The sequence below is a fragment of the Streptomyces sp. NPDC048516 genome, assembly GCF_043199875.1.
Lineage (GTDB): Bacteria > Actinomycetota > Actinomycetes > Streptomycetales > Streptomycetaceae > Streptomyces.
Map to the genome: position 1 here is coordinate 82883 of NZ_JBICWS010000009.1, position 19464 is coordinate 102346.

Sequence of the window (19464 nt, forward strand, 5' to 3'; positions counted from 1 at the left end):
ACACCAGCGGCGTCGCCCGTCCCGGCGCGGCTTTTCCCATCCGCTCGGACGACACCCGTCGTCCCGCGCTCCAAGGAGTCCCGCCCATGTCCCAGCTCTTCACCGGACGCCGCGCCGCCGCCGCGCTCGTGACCGCCGCCCTCCTCGTTCCGCTCTCCGCCTGCGGCGGCAACGGCAAGAAGGACGAGGACGCCGAGAAGTCCGGCGGCAGCGCCGCCCCCAAGGCGGACCTCACGGTGCTCGCCGCCTCCTCGCTGACCGATGTCTTCAAGAAGGCCGGTGCGGTGTACGAGAAGGAACACCCCGGCACCAAGGTGCACTTCTCCTTCGCCGGCTCTCAGGAACTGGCCGCCCAGGTCAGGGAGGGCGCCCCCGCCGACGCCGTGGTCACGGCCGACACCAAGACCATGGACGGGCTCAAGGCCGATGTCGGCACGCCCACCGTCATCGCCAAGAACCGCCTGGTCATCGCGACCGGCGAGGGCAACCCGAAGAAGATCGACAACCTCAAGGCGCTCACCGGCAGCAAGCTGAAGGTCGTCCTCGCCGCCTCCGAGGTGCCGGTCGGCCGCTACAGCAAGCAGGTCCTGGACGCCCAGAAACTGAAGGTCAAGCCGGTCTCTCAGGAGCCCAACGTCCGCGCGGTGCTCAGCAAGGTCGAGCTCGGCGAGGCCGACGCCGGCATCGTCTACAAGACGGACGCCGCCACCGCGCCGAAGAAGGTCGACGCCGTCGACATCCCCGACGCGCAGAACGCCGTCGCCTCCTACCCGGCCGCCACGCTGAAGGCCTCTCAGCACAGCGCCGCCGCGGCCGCGTTCGTGAAGTGGCTGAGCACGCCCGAGGCGCAGAAGCTCCTGCAGCAGGCCGGCTTCCAGAAGCCGTGATCCGAGCGGCGCGCACGGACCGCCGGCCCGGGGACGCGGCCCGGCCCGTGTGCGCCGCGGTATCCCGGTCCGGCCCGTGCGCGCCGGCGTACCCCGGCCCGTGCGCGCCGGCGTACCCCGGCCCGTGCGCGCCGCCGTACCCCGGCCCGCCCCGAATCCCAGGACCTCGATGAGACGCCCCCGCACCCTCGCCCGGCCCCCGGCAGGCAGGCTCCGCGTGCCCGGCAGCCGTGCCCCCGTCGCGCTGGCCGTGCCCGCGCTGGTCGCCATCGCGTTCCTCCTGATGCCCCTGGCCGGCATCCTCGCCCGCACCACCTGGAGCGACCTCGGCACCCACCTGACCAGCCCCGACGTCCTCGAAGCGCTCCGGCTGTCGCTGCTGGTGTCGTTCTGCGCGCTGGGGCTCGCGCTGCTGCTGGGGGTGCCCCTGGCCTGGCTGCTGGCCCGGGTCAGCTTCCGCGGCAAGGCGCTGGTCCGCTCGCTGGTGCTGCTGCCGATGGTGCTGCCGCCGACCGTCGGCGGTGTCGCACTGCTCATGGGCTTCGGCCGCCGCGGACTCCTCGGCCCCTGGCTGGAGGACACCTTCGGCATCGTGCTGCCGTTCCACACCTCCGGCGCCGTGGTCGCCGCCACCTTCGTCGCGATGCCGTTCCTCGTCATCAGCCTGGAGGGCACCCTCGCCGGCCTGCGCACGAGCTACGAGGAGACCGCGGCCTCCCTCGGCGCCTCACCGGTACGGGTCTTCCGCACCGTCACCCTCCCCATGGTCGCCCCCGGCCTCGCCGCCGGCGCCGCACTGACCTGGGCCCGCGCACTCGGTGAGTTCGGTGCGACGATCACCTTCGCGGGCAATCTGCCCGGCACCACCCAGACCCTGCCGCTCCAGGTCTACCTGCTGCTCCAGGGGTCCCCGGAGGCCGCTACCTCGGTCTCGCTGCTGCTGCTCGTCATCGCCATGGGCGTACTGGTCGCACTGCGCGGCCGCTGGACCGGCGCCACCACCGCCCGCGTTGCCCGCACCGTCCCCACCACCGACGACACCGGCCTCGCGGCGCCGCCCGTCCTCCGCGTCGAGGAGCCCGCAACGACCCCGGCGGCGCCCCCGGGAAACTGGCCGCTGCACGCCGAGGTCACCGGCTTCAACCAGCTGACCCTGGACGCCGAACCGGGCACCACGTTCGCCGTCGTCGGCCCCAACGGCGCCGGAAAGACCACCCTGTTGCGCGCCCTGCTCGGGCTCACCCCGCGTGCCCGCGCCACGCTGCGTCTCGGCGACACCGACGTCACCACGCTGGCCCCGCACCGCCGCGGCGTCGCCTGGGTCCCGCAGGACGGCGCGCTCTTCCCGCACCTGACGGCCCTGGGCAACACCGCCTACGGGCTGCGCGCCCATGGCATCCCGCGCGCCGAGGCCCGCCGTACGGCACAACTCTGGCTCGACCGGCTCGGCGTCGGGCCGCTCGCGCACCGCAAGCCCGCCCAGCTCTCCGGTGGGCAGGGGCAACGCGTCGCCCTCGCCAGGGCGTTGGCCGCCCGGCCCCGTCTGCTGCTGCTCGACGAACCGCTCGCCGCGCTCGACCAGACCACCCGCGCCCACGTCCGGCACACCCTGCGCCGTCATCTCGCGGGCTTCGGCGGCGTCTGCCTGATCGTCACCCATGACCCCGTCGAGGCGGTCTCGCTCGCCGACCGTGTCCTCGTTCTGGAGGACGGCCGCGCCCTCCAGGACGCCCCGCCGGCGGAGGTCACCAAGCACCCGCGCTCGCCCTGGGTCGCCCGGATGCTCGGCCGCAACGCCTGGCCGGGCACCGCCACCGATGACGGCCTTGCACTCACCGACGGCGGCCGCCTCGTCGCCGCCGACCGGCTCCCCGACGGCACCCGGGCACTGGCGATCATCGCCCCCGAAGCCGTGTCCCTGCACCTCGACAAGCCCACGGGCAGCCCCCGCAACGTGTGGCCGGGCACCGTCCGGGAGATCACCTCGGCGGGCAGCCGCCTGCGGGTCCTCCTCACCTCGCACGAGGCCCCCGACCTGGTGGCCGAAATCACCCCGTCGGCCGCCCTCGAACTCGGCCTCGCGGACGGCGTGTCCGTGTGGACCAGCGTCAAGGCCACCGAGGTCTCCCTCGTGACGCTCTGAGCGTCACGAGGGACCCGGTGATCAGTGCGCCGTGGCCGCCGGCTCCAGGACGAACACCGGGATCTGCCGGTCCGTCTTCTTCTGGTAGTCGTCGTAATCGGGGTACGCCTCGACCGCGCGGGCCCACCACAGGGCCTTCTCCTCGCCGCTGACCTCACGGGCCGTCATGTCCCGGCGCTGTGGGCCGTCCTGCAGCTCCACCCGGGGGTCCGCCACGACGTTGTGGTACCAGACCGGGTGCCGCGGTGCGCCGCCCAGCGAGGCCACCACCGCATACGCCCCGTCGTGCTCCACCCGCATCAGCGGGCTCTTGCGGATCTTTCCGCTCTTCGCGCCCCGGGTGGTCAGCACCACGACGGGCATCCCCCGGATCGTGGTGCCTTTCGTGCCGCCGGAGCGTTCGTACTCCTCGACCTGATCGCGCACCCACTGCTCCGGGCTCGGCTCGTACTCACCCTGAAGAGGCATACCGTCCGTCCCCTCGACGACGACACGTCTGGCGCCGGCAACGGTGTCCACCGCGGCCGGCCTGTCCTTCGGTCAACAACCGTAACGAGGGAAACCTTCCCGGCCCCGCCGCCCGGCCGTACGGAGAGGTGACCGTACCGCCGGGCGGCCGGTCGTCAGGACACCAGCTCCACGGCCCGCCGGGTACGACGGTGCTGCTCGGCCCAGTTCGTCAGCGCGGCACCACACGCGTGGTCGAGATGGCGCAGCCCGCTCAGGTCGAGTTCCACTCCCCGCTCGGCGGGCAGCGAGTCGAGCTGATCGAGGATCTTGGGCAGCCGCAGGAACGTGGCGTTGCCGACGGCGCGTACCCGCACCGGCTCGTCCTCGTCCTCCGGAGTGTCGATCTCAAGGTGCACATGGGAGGTATCCCACGCCGTCTTCGCGATCGCCAGCAGCAGACCGATCAGGACGCCCTCGAACATGTTGACCGTCACGATCGCGAGGGCCGTGACCAGGAGAACCACCGCCTCGCCGCGGTGTTCGCGCCACAGCGGCCGCAGCGCGCGCAGCGGGATGAGCTTGCAGCCCGCGTGGACCAGCACACCCGCCAGCGCGGCCACCGGCACCACACCCAGTGCGGCCGGGAACGCCGCGGCGAACACCAGCAGCCAGACACCGTGGAGCACCCGCGAGGCCTTGGTCTTCGCGCCCGCCTGGACATTGGCCGCGCTGCGGACGATGACGGCGGTCATCGGCAGGGCACCGAGCAGACCGCAGACGGTGTTGCCCACGCCCTGGGCCATCAGCTCCTTGTCGTAGTCCGTGCGCGGCCCGTCGTGCAGCCGGTCGACCGCGGCGGCGCTGAACAGGGACTCGGCGGACGCGATCAGCGCGAACGCGAGGACCGTGCCGAGCACCCCGACATCGGTGAGCCGGCCGAGGTCGGTGAGGCCGGGCGGCTGGATCGCGTCCAGCAGCCCGCTGACCTCGACGCGGGCGACGGGCAGATCCAGCGCCCACACCGTGCCGGTGGCGAGCGCCACCGCGGCCAGCGGCGCCGGGAGGATCCGCGCGGCGCGCCGCCAGCGCGGCCACAGCACCAGGACGGCGATGGTGCCGGCGCCGATGGCGAGCGCGGCCAGTGCCGTCCCCGACCCCGCGGTGGCGGTGACCAGGCCGGGCAGGCCGCCGAGGTTGGCGAGTCCGCTGCCCGGTGCCTTGGCGTCCGCGAGCGCGTAGAGCTGTCCGGCGATCAGGACCAGGCCGATGCCGGCCAGCATGCCCTGGACCACGGCGACCGAGATCGCCCGGAACCAGCGCCCCAACTTCAGGGCGCCCATGGTCAGTTGCAGTGCGCCGGCCGCCAGCACCAGCGCGCCGAGCGCCCCGATGCCGTACTCCTTGACGGCTTCGAAGACCAGCACCGTCAGACCGGCGGCAGGGCCGCTGACCTGAAGGCTGCTGCCCGGGAGCAGACCGGTGAGCAGTCCGCCGACCACGCCGGTGACCAGGCCCAGCTCGGCCGGTACCCCGGAGGCGACGGCCACCCCGACACACAGCGGGACGGCCACGAGGAAGACGACGAGGGAGGCGGTGAAGTCCGCCCGGAAGGAGGTGAATCGCTTCATGAGGTGCCCACCCGCCTTCACAGCGGGAGGAACAGGTCGGAGGACGGGTGATGCGCGGCCACCAGGCCGGTGTGCACTTCGTAGAACCACCCGTGCAGGTTCACCTCGCCGGCGTCCAGCCGCTCCCGGACACAGGGGTAGCCCCGCAGCCGGTGGAGCTGTTCGCGCACATGGTGCTGGACCGCGGCGGCGACCGTCGGTTCCTCGTCGTCGGGCAGGTGGTCGGACAACTGTTCCGCCAGCCAGTCCCGTACGGCGGGTGCGCCGGTCAGGTCCTCACCGCGGGCCTTGGCGCCGACCGCGCCGCAGTGCGAATGACCGCACACCACGATGTCGGCCACGCCCAGGACGCGCATCGCGTACTCGATGGTGGCCGCTTCCGCGCAGGCCGTCATGTCCTCGCGGTAGACGGGCACGGCGTTGCCTGCGGTCCGCAGTTCGAAGAGTTCACCGGGCCGCGCCCCGGTGATCAGGGCGGGGACGACCCGCGAGTCGGAACAGGTGATGAACAGGGCGAGGGGGGACTGTCCGGCCGCGAGCCGGCCGTAGGTCTCCTGTTCTTCCCGCCGGTCGGCGATACGGGCCGTCAGGCCCCGGGCATGCTGAATGAAGGTCTCCACGAGGAGGTCTCCTGCTGATGAGTGGTGCCACTGTGGGGTGGTGGCGGAAACGTGCATGGTGCGGGGGGTGGGGCAGGCCACCACGCCGCTCTCAGCAGCGGAAGACGCAGTGCAGGACGGTCAGCCCGGCCCCTCTGGACGCGGCCTTGGTGGAGCTGCCGGGCGCCGGGACACCGGAGGCCGTCGTGGCGACGGGAGTCATGGCGCCCGAGCTGAACGGCGGCAGCGGGCGGCCGGTGTGCTGGGGAACGCCGACGGAGGTCCGGGCGGTGCGCCGGGGCTGACCGCGCTCGGCCTCGCGCTTCGCCTTTTCCTCTTCACTCTCATAGCCGGGCTTGACGGCCGACGTGCTCGCGGACTTCGCGGCGGACGAGGCGGAGAACGCGGTCTTGGCCGCACCGGGCGCCGCCGCACCGCCACCCAGCAGGAAGGCCATGACCACCAGCAGGGCGGTCAGCGACATACGGCACAGGCGCAGCACGGGTATGCCCGCTACACAGGCGTCCTTCCGCATCATCGCCCCCCGTGGTTCGTCCGCACGGTTCCACTCTGCCTTCACAGTGCAGCATCCAGGTTTCGAGCGTGATAACGAGAAATGACGCCAAGTTTCCAGATTCCCCCGGAGAACAGCCGGGAACATCCGTACGGCGAAGGGAGGTTCATGCCCGTTCCGTTTCCGTAGGGGGAGCCGCGGGCGCGGTGACGGTGCGCGGCGGCCGGCGGGCCGCCCACGCGAGGACGGGGATGAGCGCCATCGCGAGGATGCCGCCGGCCAGTGCCAGCGTCGGGTAGCCGGCCAGTACGACGACCGGGCCCGAGAGCATCCCCCCGGTGGCGCCCGCGAGGGCGATCCCGACGTCCACCAGCCCCTGCGCCGACGCACGACGGGCGGGCGGCAGCGCGTCGGTGACCAGGGCGGTGCCGCTGACCAGCCCGAAGTTCCAGCCGAGGCCGAGCAGTACCAGTGCCGCGGCGAGGGCGGGCACAAAGTCCGGTGCCGCGGCGGCCACCACCCCGGCGGCGAGCAGGACCGGACCGGACGCGCCCGCGATCCACCGCCGGCCGACCCGGTCGACCAGCAGACCGGTGAGCGGGGAGGGCAGAAACATCGCTCCGACATGGAGGGCGATGACCCAGCCGGCCGCCTGCGTGCCATGGCCGTGTGCCTGCATGTGCACCGGCGTCATCGTCATCACGGCGATCATCACGAGCTGGGTGAGGACCATGATCCCGGTGCCGGTGACCACCCCGCGCCGGTCCGGCCGGGCAGCCGGCCCGCCGCAGGCCTCGTCCGCGGGGCTCTCGGCCGCCGTCCCGGCCTGCGTCGCGGCCAGCTTCTCGGCCAGCCGCAGCGGATCGGGCCGCAGCAGAACGGCCAGGACCACCGCGGCCGCCCCGAACGCGGCGACGGCCAGCAGGAACGGCCCGGCGAGCCGGGGGATGCCCCAGGAGTGTGCGACCCGGCCCGTCAGCGTCACCAGGTTGGGGCCGATCACCGCACCGAGCGTGGTGGCGAAGAGCACGGTGCTCACGGCCCGTCCGCGCCGTGCGGGCGAGGCCAGATCCGCACCCGCGTAACGTGCCATCAGGTTTGTCGCGGTGCCCGCTCCGTAGACGAAAAGGGACGCGAACAACAGCAGCGCCTGGCCGAGGGCGGCCGCCACCACGACCCCGAGGCTGCCCAGCGCCCCGACGGCGTAGCCGAGCGCAAGACCGGGGCGCCGGCCGCGGCGCCGGCAGACCTGGCCGATGCCGACGGCGCCGAGCGCGGCTCCGGCGGTGAACAGCGCACTGGGCACGCCCGCCAGGCCGGTCGAGCCGAGCATCTCTTCGGCGAGCAGCGCGCCGACGGTGATCCCCGCGGCGAGACCTGCGCCGCTGAGGATCTGGGAGAAGACCAGGACAGCCAGAATCCGCCGCTGTTCCGGTACTTCGCGCTCGGCGAGGTCAGCGTGGCGAGCCCTCATGATTCCTTCCGGTTCGTGGCGGACGGGGGCCGGCGAAGACAGGCTCTACGCGGTCGCGGTCGCGGTCGCGGTCGCGGACGCGGTCGCGGTCGTGGTCGCGGACGCGCTCGCCGTCGCCGTCGCGGTCGCCGACTCCGTCGGTTCCAGCGCCGCGATGTCCGCGAGCGACAGCCCCATCTGCTCATGGAGGAAGCGCACGATGGTCCAGTGCGGCAGCGCCCCCTCGTCGAACGGCCCGAATTCCCGGCAGTACAGCGGAATCCAGCGCAGCGCCTCTTCGAGGGCCTGCTCGCGGCCCGGCTCCTGCTGGTAGTCCTCGTAGGCGATGCTGCGGTGCTCGATGAAGAAGCGCCCCGGCAGCCGTTCCTCGCACAACGCCCGGTATTCGCCGGTCTGCAGGATGAGGTAGTGCCAGATCTCGTCGATGTCCTGCTCGACGGGCAGGAACAGACCGCTGAGCCGGTCGTGGTGCCGGGAGACGAGATAGAGATAGCGCAGGCACTCGGTGACCTGGCGCTCCACGAACTCTCGCGGCGCGGCGCTCTTGCCGTCGAAATACGTCACCACTTCGGTGTACAGCGCTTTACCGAGCAGGTCTGTGAGGGCGTCGGGGGATATCCGTGGCGGGGTGGTCATGCTTCTCCTGTCCGGGTGAGGAAGACGTCCGGGTGGGTCAGTGTCCGGTCGTGAGCCAGGCGTACTTTCCCGACGTCCCGATGGGGAGGTGCGGGCGGTGGTCGAGCCGGCAGCGCCGCCCGGTCAGTTCACCGACTGCTTCCTCCAGCGCCGCGGCCCGGGCGGGCTCGACGGGTGTGCCGTCGAACGTCGTGTACACCAGCCGTGCCGTCGCCTCGCCGGTCAGCCGCAACTGGTACAGGAAGACCTGCGGGGACGCCTCGCCGATGCACCGGTCGAGGTCGCCCTGCGCGACGGGACCGTGCGGAGTGTCGAGCAATTCCTTTTCACGACCGCAGAATTGGGAGATCTTTCCCGGGTCCGGCGTTCCGTCCAGGGTGCGTACACAGTCGCCCGAGCGGTACCGCACCAGCGGCATGAAGGGGTTGCGCACACTGGTGACGATGAGCTGGTGGATCGTGCTGCCGTCGGCGACCGGATGGAGTTCGACGCTCATTTTGCCGAGATGCGGCCGGTAGGTGCCGCGGCGGTCGCTGAAGTAGAGATAGCCGAGCTCGGTGCTGCCGAACAGGTCGATGACCGGGCAGGCGAAGTGCTGGTGCAGAAAACGCCGGACGTTCACCGGGGTGTACTCGTAGGCGTGGATGATGCTGGCGGGCGGCGGGAAGTCGTCCCACAGCCCCCATGCGGCGACCTTCCGCAGCAGATGCGCCAGGTGATAGCCGGAGCAGTCGAGGTGGTACCAGCCGCGCGGGTGCGCTTGCGCGGCGGTCCGGATCTCCCGGAGCATCCGCACCACCTCGTCGCGCTCCCACAGCGCCGGATCGAGCCGCAGATTGAGGTAGCAGGTACGCGCATCGAGCTGCCGGTCGGCGAGGGCGGGCACCGGATCCGGCGGAGTACCGCGCCGGGCGGCATTGACCCGCGCCACGTGTTCCGTGGCCAGCACCGTGGTCAGGGAGACCCGCCGGCAGCCTGATTCCCAGGTGTCGGCGATATCGGGATGTTCACTCCACAGCCGGTAGTAGGAGTGCAGCAGGAAATACGGGGGCCGGATGATCTGCATCCGGGCGTGGTGGGTGCCGGTGGAGAGAACGAACTCCGCCTCCCCGGACTCCAGGGCCGCGGCCAGCCGGGGGGTCATCCAGTTGTCGGGGAAGCCGCGCGCGATCTCCGGCTTGTCGAGCAGGGGGAAGTGGCCTTTCGCCAGCGACGCACGGTAGATCGGTATGTCGCGGATCTGCTCGATGACCTCGGCGGTCGGCTGACCATCCATGGATTCCTCGTCCTTGGTCGGGAGACGGTGCCCACACGGGAAGGCAGGGGGTGGTGCCCGGAGCGGGCCGGTGGCCGGGGGCGGGGGTGGCCCGCTCCCGGTGATCGCCGGTCCGCTCCGGGCACCTGAGCCGCGAGGGTCAGGAGATGCAGCCGGCCTTGGGTGCGGCGCTGATGCAGCCCGCCTTCGGCGCCGCGCTGATGCAACCGTTCTTCGCCGTCTGCTGTGCGGAGTTGGCGGCCAGCCAGCTCTGCCAGACGTGGTCCTGGGCCATCTTCTTGATGAGCTGCTCCATGGGAACCTCCGGTGAGATTGCGGAAGACGAACCGGGCATACGGCGCTGACCTGCGCTGATGCCGCACCATCGAAGGTAAAAGTATGACCAAGTGAATGTCAATTAACGGCAATGTCGCGGTCCGCGGAAGTGTGTGGAGTGCGCCAACTTTGGCGGGATTCCGTCGAGATGATCTTCAGGCGGAACTAACTGACGGCCTGTCAACTCGTGTCTCGGGCGCGCATTGGGCCGCACGGCGGCCGCGATCGGGTGACCCCTGGCGCGGCTCCGGAGTCGGACGGCCGCCCGTGAGGAACGATCACGACCAATCACCCGCTGACCGGTTCCAGCCCCAGGGGAGTCCGCTGTGCGCATTCTGCTCATCGCCGGCGCGTTCAACAGCCTGACGCAGCGCGTCTACGCGGAACTCGGCGAGCGAGGGCACCACGTGGGTGTGGAGCTGGTGACGCGCGGGACGCCGCTCCTTGAGGCCGTACGCCGGCACGCCCCCGACCTGATCGTGGCACCGATGCTCAAGACGGCCGTGCCCCACGAGGTGTGGTCGGCGTACACCTGCCTGATCGTGCACCCCGGGCCCGTCGGCGACCGCGGCCCGTCCTCGGTGGACTGGGCGGTGCACCTGGGCGCCGACCGGTGGGGGGTCACGGTCCTGCAGGCCAATGACGAGATGGATGCCGGCGACATCTGGGCGGCGGCCGACTTCCCCGTACCCGAGGTCGGCAAGAGCGACCTGTACCGCAACGAGATCGCCGACGGTGCGGTCGAAGCGGTGCTGACGGCCGTTGCCCGGGTGGCCTCCGGCACCCACCGGCCGCAGCCGCAGGCCACCCTGCCCGACGCCGCGCGGCCCGGCCGCCCCCGCCCGCCCTTCCGTCAGGAGCTGCGCCGGATCGACTGGCGGTCCGACCCCACCGATACCGTCGTACGCACGCTGCGTGCCGCCGATTCACAGCCAGGTGTCCGTGATGAACTCCTCGGCGAGCGCTGGTATTTGCACGGGGGCCACCCCGAGGACACCCTGACGGGCCGGCCCGGTGAGCTGCTCGCCACCCGGGGCGGTGCGATCTGCCGGGCGACGGCCGACGGCGCGGTATGGATCCCGGAGCTGCGGGCGCCCCGCGCGCCGGGGGAGCCCGGCACCCCCAAGCTGCCCGCCACACTGGCGCTGGGTGACCGCCTCCCGCGGCTCCCGGAGATCCCGGCCCCGCTCGACCCCGGCGGCGGCCCCCGTACCTGGAGCGACATCCGTTACCGCGAGGACGGGCCGGCCGGCTTCCTGGAGTTCTCCTTTCCCGGCGGTGCGATGAGTACCGGTCACTGCCGGCGCCTGCTCGCCGCCTACCGCCACGCCTGTGCCCGGCCGACCTCCGTGCTGGTCCTCGGCGGCCGCCGGGACTTCTTCTCCAACGGCATCCATCTCCATGTCATCGAGGCCGCCGCCGACCCCGCCGAGGAGTCCTGGGCCAATATCAACGCCATGGACGACCTGGTGCATGCCGTCCTGACCACCACGGACCGGCTGGTGGTCGCCGCGCTCGGCGGCAATGCCGCGGCGGGCGGGGCGATGCTGGCCCTCGCCGCCGACGAGGTGTGGTGCCGCTCGGCCGTGGTGCTCAACCCGCATTACCGGCTGATGGGGCTCTACGGTTCCGAGTACTGGACCTACACGCTGCCCGGCCGGGCAGGCCCCGAGGTGGCCGGGCAGCTGATGGCCCGCGCCCTGCCGATGACCGCGGCGGCCGGTGCGCGGCTCGGCCTGGTCGACCGGATCATCGACTGCACCGCGCAGGACTTCGCCGCACAGACCGCCCGCCTCGCCGTCCGGCTGGCATCGGCTTCCGCGACCCAGGCCCGTATCGCCACGAAGAAGGCGTCCCGGGAGCGCGACGAGGCCGAGCGGCCGCTCGCCGCCTACCGGGAGGATGAACTGGCCCGTATGCACCGCACCTTCTTCGACCCTGACGAGCCGTATCACGCCCTGCGCCGGGCCTTCGTACGCAAGGAACCCGCGGCCGGAGCCCCCGCACACCTGAACACCTCACCCGCCGGGACCTGAGGGGGACGGCCCCGGTCCGTGGCCGTGAGTGCCGCGTGAGTGCCGGGGAACGGCGGGCGGGCCGGGCCTCCCGGCAGGCCGGGCCGGTGGCCGATTTCCGTCGGTCGCCGGCCCGCTGTCTGCGTCCACGGGGGCTGGCGGCGGGCTGGTGACGGCTGCGGCGGCGGGTCAGTCGCGGCCGTCGGCCTGTGCGGCAGGCAGGTACTTGTAGCCGATGCCGAAGACCGTGCTGATGGTGTCGCGCAGGCCGGGCCCCAGGCGTCGGCGCAGACGGGCGATGTGGACATCGACCGTGCGGGTGCTGGACTGGCAGTTGGGCCAGACGGCGTCCATCAGCTGTTCCCGGGTGAAGGCGCGCCGGGGGTGCAGCACAAGGTGGGCGAGCAGGTCGAATTCCAGTCGTGGCAGATCGAGTTGGCGCCCTCTGATGAAGACCGTCCGGGCCGCGGTGTCGATGTGTACCGGGTCCAGCCGGGTCCGGCCGGCCGGAGGCTCCCCGGAGTGGGACGGCTCCCCGAGGTGGGACGGCTCCTCGCCCGGCGGCGCAAGGATGATGTGGACCTCGTCGGACGGCAGCCGGTGCACCGATACGGGTTCCAGGTCGTGCAGGGTCAATTGCCACTTTCCGTCGGGTAGCCGGTCGACCGCCAGGGGTGGCCCTTCGCCGGGCCCGGCTGTGAGCGGCCGGACGACGTCGGCGTCCGGACGCAACGCAAGCGGGGTCGTCGAGGAGTTCATAAACATGATCTGGGCCCATTCCTCTTGCAAAGCAGGCGTGTACGGACAGACATGGCGGTGCTCGACGTTCAGGGGTGCTGAGGTGCTACGCAGCGATCGCGAGGCGGTCCGGTGGTCGTGCGGGGCGGCGGCCAGACACTTGTGGTGCAGGTGCGCCCATCGGGGGCGATCGCTCCGCTCGTACCGCAGGAACGCTCGCGCCCATGCCCGTACCCAGCCGTGACGTGGTGTGAAGTCACGGCCTCCGGTCCAGTCGAACGCTACATGTAATCGCGTGCTTCCGGAAAGTAGCGTCCGCTAATTCGGTTGCTCTTGAGCCGACTTCGTGTTGGGGCGGCGCCCGCCCGGGCGGCGAGCCGGCCCGTGGCTTCCGGGTGCCCGCTGTTCCGTTGCCCAAGCGCGTCAGGAATTCATTGAATGTTGATGATTCGGGGTGCTCGTGGGGCTGCGTGGGCCCGGTGGCGGTCTCCGCGCTGACGGTGCGGGTGGTGCGAAGCGGGTCACGCCTCCAGGGGTGAGGGGTGCGCTCGCCGGGGCGGGCGCGCGCCCGTCGGTCCCGGCCGCCGCGTCACCCCGACCGGCATGGCCGGAAAAGTTCCTTGAACTGGCCGAGAGTCGGGGGCGCGCTCGGCATCCAGGGAAGTGGCAGATACGGAGGGGTAGTCGGCGACGATGCCCAGTTGTGAAGGCGCTGTGGGCATGTGAATATGCCAAATAAACGCGCGGTGATGAACGGGGGTGCAAAGCAAGGAGGTTCGGAAGGCTGGCCGAGAAGTTGTTTCTTTTTCAATCTCATCGAGACTAAAAGGTGCGGAACCAGATATTCCAGGCGACTTGTTTTCGCAGGGAGTTGGGGGTGAGTAGGGTGTGGCTCGCTGTCACTTGACCAGTGGCAGGGTCCGGCTGAATTCGGCGCAGCCGGAATGCGGTGTGGGGGATGACGCCTTCGTGACCGGGAGGGGACCATGGCGGCCGGCTCTTTCGAGGGACAGTACGTGTGGAGTCCGGCTGCCAATGACCGGGCGCTGGCGCGCGCGTGTATGGACGTCCGGACCGGACGGTACTTGAGCGCGCACGAAGTTCTGCGGGAAGCCCGGGACAATTTCGAGGTGCGCGCCCACCGGTCCCTGGTGCTGGCGTCCGTCGCCGCCGACTCGGATCTGGCCGAGCGCTGGCTTGCCGAAGAGCCGGGACCGGAGGCGGCGCTGCTCTGGGCCCGGGTGGCGATGCTCCGTGCGCTGCGGATGGCCGACGCCGGTGACCGGCGGCAGGGCGCCCTGGCCCGGATAGCGCGGTCGGCGTGTGAGCGGGCCGCGAAGCTGCTCCCCGAGGACCCCACGCCCTGGGTGGCGCAACTGGCGCTGACGCGCCTCGACCGCCCGCAGGACCCGGCACCGCAGGGGCTGCTGACCGCTCCGACGGGGCCCTGGTACCTCTTCGCGCACATCCTCCGGCTCGACCCCTGGCACCGCGAGGCGCACCACCGCTTCTTGTCCTTCTTCTTCACCCGCTACGGCGGTTCGTCCAGTGCGAGCTGGGACGTTGCCGCGTTCCTGAGCCAGCGGGCCCCCGCCGCCTCGCCGCTGCGGCTGCTGCCGCTGGTGGCGCTGGTCGAGGACTACAACCCGTCCGAACTGCTCGCGGACCACACCTGGGAGCAGCCCCAGTGGATCTCAGCGGCCATGGGTGTCTACCGGAACTGGTTCCCACAGGTGGCCGGTTACCTTTTCACGCCGGTGCTGGATCTGGCGTATCTGGCCCACGCGCTGCACATGGCGAAACGTGAATTCGAGGCGCGGGAAGTCTTTACGGCCATGGGGCCGTATGCCTCGCGTATGCCCTGGAGTGCATTCGGCGATCCGGAAGAGCAATTGACCAGGGCAAGGCGCTCCTGCGGGCTCCCCGTACCCCATGGCGGCTGATTCATGAGAAGGCCCGAGCCGTACCGAATGCGACACCGGAAAAGGCTCACCGCTTCCACTCCACCCGTTCATCAGATGGACCAGATCGACCCGTTCCATTGTCCCCCCGGTTCCCCCCAGAAAGGTTGCGGTCGTGTCCGAGCGTACGTCCCCATCTCGCTCGCAAAACCCCCACACGGCAGACCCCGTCACCCTCGACGATGACGCCACGCTCCATGCCATGGGCTATCCGCGGAAACTCACCCGCCGATTCCGCGCGTTCGACAATTTCGCCATTTCCTTCACCATCATCAACATCATCTCCGGGATCTTCTCCTCCTTCGGCTTCGGTATGAACGCCGGCGGCCCGCGGGTGCTGATCTTCGGCTGGGTCGCCGTGTCGGTCATGGTGCTGTTCGTCGGTGCCGCGATGGGGGAGATTGCCTCCGCCTACCCGACCAGCGGCGCGCTCTACTTCTCGGCCGGCAAGCTGGCCAAGCGGCATCAGGGCGCCTGGTCCTGGTACACGGGCTGGCTGAACTTCGTGGGCCAGGTCGGCGGCACCGCCGCCACCAACTTCGCCGCCGCCACCTTCATCCAGGCGTTCGTCTCCATGCAGTGGCCGTCCTACGAGCCGACACCCCAGCAGACCGTCGGTATCACCGCGGCCATCCTTCTCGTCCAGGCGCTGGCCAACACCTATACGGTGCGACTGGTTGCCGTGGTGAACCGTATTTCCGTGTGGTGGCTGCTGATCGGCATGGTGGTGATCGTCGGCGCGCTGGCGCTGATCCCCGGCCATCACCAACCGCCTTCGTTCGCACTGCACTTCGTCAACAACACCGGCTTCACCCATGCGTTGTACGGCGGAATGCTGGGTCTGCTCGTCACCAGTTGGACCTTCACCGGGTTCGACGGCAGTTTCCACATGTCTGAAGAAACGGTGAAGGCCACTGTCAATGCCCCCAGGGGCATCATGCGAGCAATCAGTTACTCCGCGATCACCGGACTGATCCTCATGCTCGCCCTGGTGTACGCGATCCGTGACTACGGCCATGCCGCGAGTGCCGAGGCGCCGCCGGTACAGATTCTCGTGGACGCGCTCGGCCAAAGCACCGCCCAGTTCCTGCTGCTGATCGTTATCGGCGCCATGCTCTTCTGCGGTCTTGCCAACATGACCAGCAATACCCGGCAGATCTTTGCCTTCTCCCGGGACGGGGCGATGCCCGGCTCCCGTTGGTGGCATTCGGTGTCCGCGCGCACCCGTACGCCCGTCAAGGCCGTCTGGCTCGCCGCGGTCTGCCCGCTGGTGCTGGTGCTGCCCGGCTGGTGGTCCCACACCGCCTTCACCGCCGTGGTGAGCGTCAACGTCGTCGGCCTGTTCCTCGCCTACGCCGTCCCCATCTTCCTGCGGCTGCGGCTCGACGACTTCCAGGCCGGACCGTGGAACCTCGGCCGCTACGGCAAGCCCGTCGCGGCGATCGCCGTGGCCTGGATCCTGATCAGCAATGTGCTGTTCATGCTGCCCCAGGCGTCCCCGATCACCCCCGCCTCGTTCAACTACGCGCCCATCGCGCTGGCGGTGGTACTGGTCATCGCCACCGTCTGGTGGTTCGCCACCGCCCGACGGCGCTTCCAGGGGCCCGTCAGCTACGGCCGTCCCGACGAGGTCGCCGCGATGGACCTGATCTAGGGACGGCGACCACAGAGCCGGACCATCTCCTGCCCGTGGCGGGCTCGCGCGGAAGGGCCGGACCGGCCGCGCTCTCCCCGGCCGGCCCGGCCGCGCGCCGCCACCGGGCACCGGTGGCGGCGGGCTCCCTACGGGCCGACCGTGCCGTCGATGGCCTCGCGGAGGAAGTCCGCATGGCCGTTGTGGCGGGCGTATTCATGGATCAGGTGCAGCATCACCAGGCGCAGGGAGACATGTTCACCCCAACGGGGCTGGTAGCCCGTGACATCGAGCGATGCCGCCTCCCGCTCGATGCGCCGGGCGTGTGCCACCTCGGTCTGCCAGGCTTCGAAGGCCTCCTCGCGCGTGGCCGTGGTCGCGTCGTACGCCACCTGGAAGTCGCCCTCGGCCGACCACACGAGCGGGATGTCCTCGCCGGCGATCACCCGGCGGAACCAGGTGCGCTCCACCTCCGCCATGTGCCGCACCAGGCCGAGCAGGGAGAGCGTGGACGGCGGGCTCGACCGGCGCCTGAGGTCCTCGTCGGAGAGGCCGTCGGTCTTCATGGCGAGCGTGGCGCGGTGGAAGTCGAGGCAGGACCGCAGGGTCTCCCGCTCGTTGGCGCGGACGGGCGGCGAGACGCGTTCGGTGGTCACGGTGGATTCCTTTTCGCGGCGAGTCCCCGAGGACTGGGCGGGTGGGCGGACAGGCAGGGCTGAGCGGTGCCGCAGCGATGCAGGGCGGCCGTGGTCGAGGGATCTTCCCGAGCGCCGGGGGCCGCCGCAAGCGGTTTACGGTGTTTCCCTCCTGGTGAGTGAGTCGCCCGGCGGCTGACCTCGGCCGCGTAGGCGGCCCAGTCTCCAGCAGCGGCTCGCTGCAATGTGACGGCGACTGATGTCGATGCCGGGGGTGCGGGCGAGGACCGCGGCGGGCAGCTCGCCGGCGAGCTGGAAACAGCGCCGTCCAGCGGGCTTCCCCGGATGCCGAGCGTGCGGAGCCTTTCGCCCATGCCCCAGGCACTGATCGGTCGGCCGGGCTGGCCGCCGGGGAAGAGCCAGGGTGACTCTGTCCGGCGGAGGCGAACAAACTGCGCGGGTGGGCTACGTCCGCCGGCATGGGGCGGGGCGCGTCACTTCTCGGCCGTGCCGGGTTCCCCGCTCATGGATTCCTGGTAGACGTCCGCATAGGTCGGAGCGTCCTTGATCAGGTCGTCGCAGAACGCGGCGACGTCGTTGCCGATGAGTTCCAAGACCCCCTTGCCCGCGGCGACGCCCTCCTCGAAGAAGTCGACGATCCCGGGGAGCAGGGGTCCGTCAGGCAGGCCGATCGGTCCGACCTTGAACAGGTACCTCTGCATCTCCTTGCAGGCGATCTGGTAGTCCGGCGGGAGCCCCTTGACCCGAGCCATGTGCGCCCGCCACTGCTTCTTGCCCTCGATGATGTCCTGGACGCTCACGTCAGCCTCCCAGCCGGCCCAATTTCCTTGCGACGTTCCGGTTCAACTGCTCGCGCCACCGGTCGCGACAGGATCGCGTCCCTTCTCCACCGGCCAGCGCCGCGCAAAAGCCTCGGATGTCATCGCCGAGCACTTCGTGGACGCTCTGCCCGTCGGCCGCTGTTACTTCGAGCAGCCCCAGGGCGGCGTCGAGGACCGGCGTCAGGTTGCGGCCGGTGAAGCCCGTATGGGGGAGGAGGTGGCCCTTGATCTGTTCCCACGCGGCCCGGTAGTCGTCTGGCAGGGCCTCGGCCCGGGCTTCGAGCGCCTTCCATTCGCTGGTGAGATCGCCGCCTGTGATGGTCTCCCAGAAGTTCATCTCGCCCCCTCCTTGAGCCTGTCGATGCGTGATGAGACGTACTGCCATTTCGCCCAGAACTTCGCGAGTTCCTCGCGTCCGGCGTCGTTGAGCGCGTAGAACTTGCGCGGCGGACCGACCCCGGATGGTCGTTTCGTCACCTGGACGAGTCCGTTCCTCTCCAGCCGCAGCAAGATGGTGTACACCGTCCCCTCGATGACGTCGGCGAAGCCGAGCTCGTTCAGCTGACGGGTGATGGCGTACCCGTAGGTTTCCTCGCTGCCGATGATTTCGAGCACGCACCCTTCGAGCGTGCCCTTCAGCATCTCCGTCAGGTCGTCCATCGCGGGTCCTCCTCAGCCTCTCGGTACAACGTGCTACCGAGTACCGCTATACGGTATCACCGAGTAGTGGAGCTGGAGGCATCTCCGTGGGCGCGGACCCGGGACCGATCTGCGAGGACCCAGGGCCCGCGGTGGCGGCTACCTCATCGGCCCGGCTCCGTGGTCGGCGGGGGCTCGTACGTCATCAGCGCAACGCCCCGGTCCTCGGCCTCCCCAGGCGGCTTGCCGGCCAGTTCGCGCCTTTGGGTGAACGACCGAATGACGACAGGCGCGGCGCGCGTCCGATGAAACGGGCCCTTTTCGGGGCCCGTTGGCGGCGCGAATCCCATCAGGTCGGTGGGTGATCGATGACAGGGTTTGGCGGCAGACAGGGGCCGATCCGCCGTACGGAAGGGGCCCCGGATGGCGAACCTGGTCTGCAAGCGGGTCGAGACCGACCAGCAGTCAACCGACCGGCAGAGCGTCATCCCGGGCGAGGCGGGGATCGAGGACCCCACCCCGTCCGAGGAGGAGTCCGACACCTTCAGCCGCCTCCACCCGCTCCCACGCACGAAGTTCGGCGAACTGCCCGGCGTACGCGCGGCCGGGCGGCACCGTGCACATCTCCAAAATGTTCCGCCTCGTACACGGCACCGGGCGCATCCTCGACGGGCCCGAGGTCCTGCGCCCGTGACCGCCTCGCCGTGCGCAGGCACGACGGACCGCCCGTCCGCGGCCGTGGCGCCTACCGTGCCGCGGGACGGGCGGTCCTCCCTGCCCGGCCCGCTCACTCAGTCGGCGGCCGTCACGGCAGATACCGCTCGATGGCGCCGGGCCCCTCCTCGGCCATCAGGCGCCTGGCCCATTCCAGGCTCGACGGGGTGGGTTCGCGCCCGGACGCCTTCACCAGGTCCTCCGGGTCGTAGGGCCGCTCGCTACCGGTGTACAGCTCGACCGGGTGCCGCTCGGCCGACGTGTCACTGCCATTGGTCGTCACAGGTCCTCCTCTGTCCGCGCCCGCCGGGTCGCCGGGACCTCGCTTGGTTCCATCATGGGACCGCCTCCGAACACCCGCACGC

General features: G+C 70.7%; 19 protein-coding genes. 5 read left to right on the forward strand and 14 right to left on the reverse strand.

Annotated elements, in window-relative coordinates:
* Window positions 1–86: 86 nt before the first annotated feature.
* Window positions 87–887, forward strand: a complete 801-nt coding sequence (modA, locus tag ACGFR7_RS19460; RefSeq protein ID WP_393320417.1) for a molybdate ABC transporter substrate-binding protein — start codon at window positions 87–89, stop codon at window positions 885–887.
* A gap of 169 nt (window positions 888–1056) precedes the next feature.
* A complete protein-coding gene (locus tag ACGFR7_RS19465; RefSeq protein ID WP_393320420.1) occupies window positions 1057–3030 on the forward strand; it encodes an ABC transporter permease in 1974 nt (657 codons plus the stop codon).
* Window positions 3031–3051: 21 nt separating this feature from the next.
* Here the strand turns inward: ACGFR7_RS19465 and ACGFR7_RS19470 are convergent, their stop codons facing one another.
* From ACGFR7_RS19470 to ACGFR7_RS19505, 8 genes are all read right to left on the reverse strand, one after another.
* Complete coding sequence (locus ACGFR7_RS19470; protein ID WP_393321003.1) at window positions 3052–3498, reverse strand: nitroreductase family deazaflavin-dependent oxidoreductase; 447 nt, start codon at window positions 3496–3498, stop codon at window positions 3052–3054.
* A gap of 155 nt (window positions 3499–3653) precedes the next feature.
* Window positions 3654–5108: a SulP family inorganic anion transporter gene (locus ACGFR7_RS19475; protein WP_393320422.1), complete on the reverse strand. Its 1455-nt coding sequence runs from the start codon at window positions 5106–5108 to the stop codon at window positions 3654–3656.
* Window positions 5109–5125: 17 nt separating this feature from the next.
* Window positions 5126–5728 carry a carbonic anhydrase gene (locus tag ACGFR7_RS19480; RefSeq protein ID WP_393320425.1) on the reverse strand — a complete coding sequence of 201 codons (603 nt, stop codon included), beginning with the start codon at window positions 5726–5728 and terminating at the stop codon, window positions 5126–5128.
* Window positions 5729–5819: 91 nt separating this feature from the next.
* Complete coding sequence (locus ACGFR7_RS19485; protein WP_393320428.1) at window positions 5820–6287, reverse strand: hypothetical protein; 468 nt, start codon at window positions 6285–6287, stop codon at window positions 5820–5822.
* 100 nt (window positions 6288–6387) lie between these two features.
* Window positions 6388–7695, reverse strand: a complete 1308-nt coding sequence (locus tag ACGFR7_RS19490) for an MFS transporter (RefSeq protein WP_393320431.1) — start codon at window positions 7693–7695, stop codon at window positions 6388–6390.
* A 45-nt stretch (window positions 7696–7740) separates the two neighbouring features.
* Window positions 7741–8331 carry a hypothetical protein gene (locus ACGFR7_RS19495; RefSeq protein WP_393320434.1) on the reverse strand — a complete coding sequence of 197 codons (591 nt, stop codon included), beginning with the start codon at window positions 8329–8331 and terminating at the stop codon, window positions 7741–7743.
* Between the two features lie 37 nt (window positions 8332–8368).
* On the reverse strand, window positions 8369–9607 hold the full coding sequence (locus tag ACGFR7_RS19500; protein ID WP_393320437.1) for a hypothetical protein: 1239 nt from the start codon (window positions 9605–9607) through the stop codon (window positions 8369–8371).
* Between the two features lie 139 nt (window positions 9608–9746).
* Window positions 9747–9902, reverse strand: a complete 156-nt coding sequence (locus tag ACGFR7_RS19505) for a hypothetical protein (RefSeq protein WP_393320440.1) — start codon at window positions 9900–9902, stop codon at window positions 9747–9749.
* A 346-nt stretch (window positions 9903–10248) separates the two neighbouring features.
* Between ACGFR7_RS19505 and ACGFR7_RS19510 the strand changes: the two genes are divergently transcribed.
* Window positions 10249–11958, forward strand: coding sequence for an enoyl-CoA hydratase-related protein (locus tag ACGFR7_RS19510; protein ID WP_393320443.1), 1710 nt, complete (start codon window positions 10249–10251; stop codon window positions 11956–11958).
* Window positions 11959–12126: 168 nt separating this feature from the next.
* On the opposite strand, the gene ACGFR7_RS19515 is transcribed toward ACGFR7_RS19510, so the two are convergent.
* Window positions 12127–12702 carry a winged helix-turn-helix domain-containing protein gene (locus tag ACGFR7_RS19515; RefSeq protein WP_393320446.1) on the reverse strand — a complete coding sequence of 192 codons (576 nt, stop codon included), beginning with the start codon at window positions 12700–12702 and terminating at the stop codon, window positions 12127–12129.
* Between the two features lie 959 nt (window positions 12703–13661).
* Between ACGFR7_RS19515 and ACGFR7_RS19520 the strand changes: the two genes are divergently transcribed.
* Both ACGFR7_RS19520 and ACGFR7_RS19525 read left to right on the forward strand, forming a co-directional pair.
* Complete coding sequence (locus tag ACGFR7_RS19520) at window positions 13662–14618, forward strand: hypothetical protein (protein WP_393320449.1); 957 nt, start codon at window positions 13662–13664, stop codon at window positions 14616–14618.
* A gap of 220 nt (window positions 14619–14838) precedes the next feature.
* Complete coding sequence (locus tag ACGFR7_RS19525) at window positions 14839–16290, forward strand: amino acid permease (protein ID WP_393321006.1); 1452 nt, start codon at window positions 14839–14841, stop codon at window positions 16288–16290.
* Between the two features lie 128 nt (window positions 16291–16418).
* On the opposite strand, the gene ACGFR7_RS19530 is transcribed toward ACGFR7_RS19525, so the two are convergent.
* From ACGFR7_RS19530 to ACGFR7_RS19550, 5 genes are all read right to left on the reverse strand, one after another.
* The gene (locus ACGFR7_RS19530) at window positions 16419–16925 is read right to left on the reverse strand and encodes a DinB family protein (RefSeq protein ID WP_393320452.1); all 507 of its coding nucleotides are present in this window, start codon (window positions 16923–16925) and stop codon (window positions 16419–16421) included.
* Between the two features lie 473 nt (window positions 16926–17398).
* Window positions 17399–17725, reverse strand: coding sequence for a DUF1048 domain-containing protein (locus ACGFR7_RS19535; RefSeq protein WP_393320455.1), 327 nt, complete (start codon window positions 17723–17725; stop codon window positions 17399–17401).
* Between the two features lies 1 nt (window position 17726).
* Window positions 17727–18083 carry a DUF1048 domain-containing protein gene (locus tag ACGFR7_RS19540; RefSeq protein WP_393320458.1) on the reverse strand — a complete coding sequence of 119 codons (357 nt, stop codon included), beginning with the start codon at window positions 18081–18083 and terminating at the stop codon, window positions 17727–17729.
* Window positions 18080–18406 carry a PadR family transcriptional regulator gene (locus tag ACGFR7_RS19545; RefSeq protein WP_393320461.1) on the reverse strand — a complete coding sequence of 109 codons (327 nt, stop codon included), beginning with the start codon at window positions 18404–18406 and terminating at the stop codon, window positions 18080–18082. Before ACGFR7_RS19545 ends, ACGFR7_RS19540 begins: the two co-directional genes overlap by 4 nt.
* Window positions 18407–19190: 784 nt before the next feature.
* Window positions 19191–19382, reverse strand: a complete 192-nt coding sequence (locus tag ACGFR7_RS19550) for a hypothetical protein (protein WP_328389449.1) — start codon at window positions 19380–19382, stop codon at window positions 19191–19193.
* Between the last annotated feature and the right edge of the window lie 82 nt (window positions 19383–19464).

Bases quoted from the DNA above. Each gene is read 5' to 3' on its own strand.
- ACGFR7_RS19505 (WP_393320440.1), bottom strand. From the start codon at position 9,902: ATGGAGCAGCTCATCAAGAAGATGGCCCAGGACCACGTCTGGCAGAGC.
- ACGFR7_RS19540 (WP_393320458.1), bottom strand. From the start codon at position 18,083: ATGAACTTCTGGGAGACCATCACAGGCGGCGATCTCACCAGCGAATGG.
- ACGFR7_RS19490 (WP_393320431.1), bottom strand. From the start codon at position 7,695: ATGAGGGCTCGCCACGCTGACCTCGCCGAGCGCGAAGTACCGGAACAG.
- ACGFR7_RS19525 (WP_393321006.1), top strand. From the start codon at position 14,839: ATGGGCTATCCGCGGAAACTCACCCGCCGATTCCGCGCGTTCGACAAT.
- ACGFR7_RS19475 (WP_393320422.1), bottom strand. From the start codon at position 5,108: ATGAAGCGATTCACCTCCTTCCGGGCGGACTTCACCGCCTCCCTCGTC.
- modA (WP_393320417.1), top strand. From the start codon at position 87: ATGTCCCAGCTCTTCACCGGACGCCGCGCCGCCGCCGCGCTCGTGACC.
- ACGFR7_RS19500 (WP_393320437.1), bottom strand. From the start codon at position 9,607: ATGGATGGTCAGCCGACCGCCGAGGTCATCGAGCAGATCCGCGACATA.
- ACGFR7_RS19465 (WP_393320420.1), top strand. From the start codon at position 1,057: ATGAGACGCCCCCGCACCCTCGCCCGGCCCCCGGCAGGCAGGCTCCGC.
- ACGFR7_RS19545 (WP_393320461.1), bottom strand. From the start codon at position 18,406: ATGGACGACCTGACGGAGATGCTGAAGGGCACGCTCGAAGGGTGCGTG.
- ACGFR7_RS19470 (WP_393321003.1), bottom strand. From the start codon at position 3,498: ATGCCTCTTCAGGGTGAGTACGAGCCGAGCCCGGAGCAGTGGGTGCGC.
- ACGFR7_RS19495 (WP_393320434.1), bottom strand. From the start codon at position 8,331: ATGACCACCCCGCCACGGATATCCCCCGACGCCCTCACAGACCTGCTC.
- ACGFR7_RS19515 (WP_393320446.1), bottom strand. From the start codon at position 12,702: ATGTTTATGAACTCCTCGACGACCCCGCTTGCGTTGCGTCCGGACGCC.
- ACGFR7_RS19520 (WP_393320449.1), top strand. From the start codon at position 13,662: ATGGCGGCCGGCTCTTTCGAGGGACAGTACGTGTGGAGTCCGGCTGCC.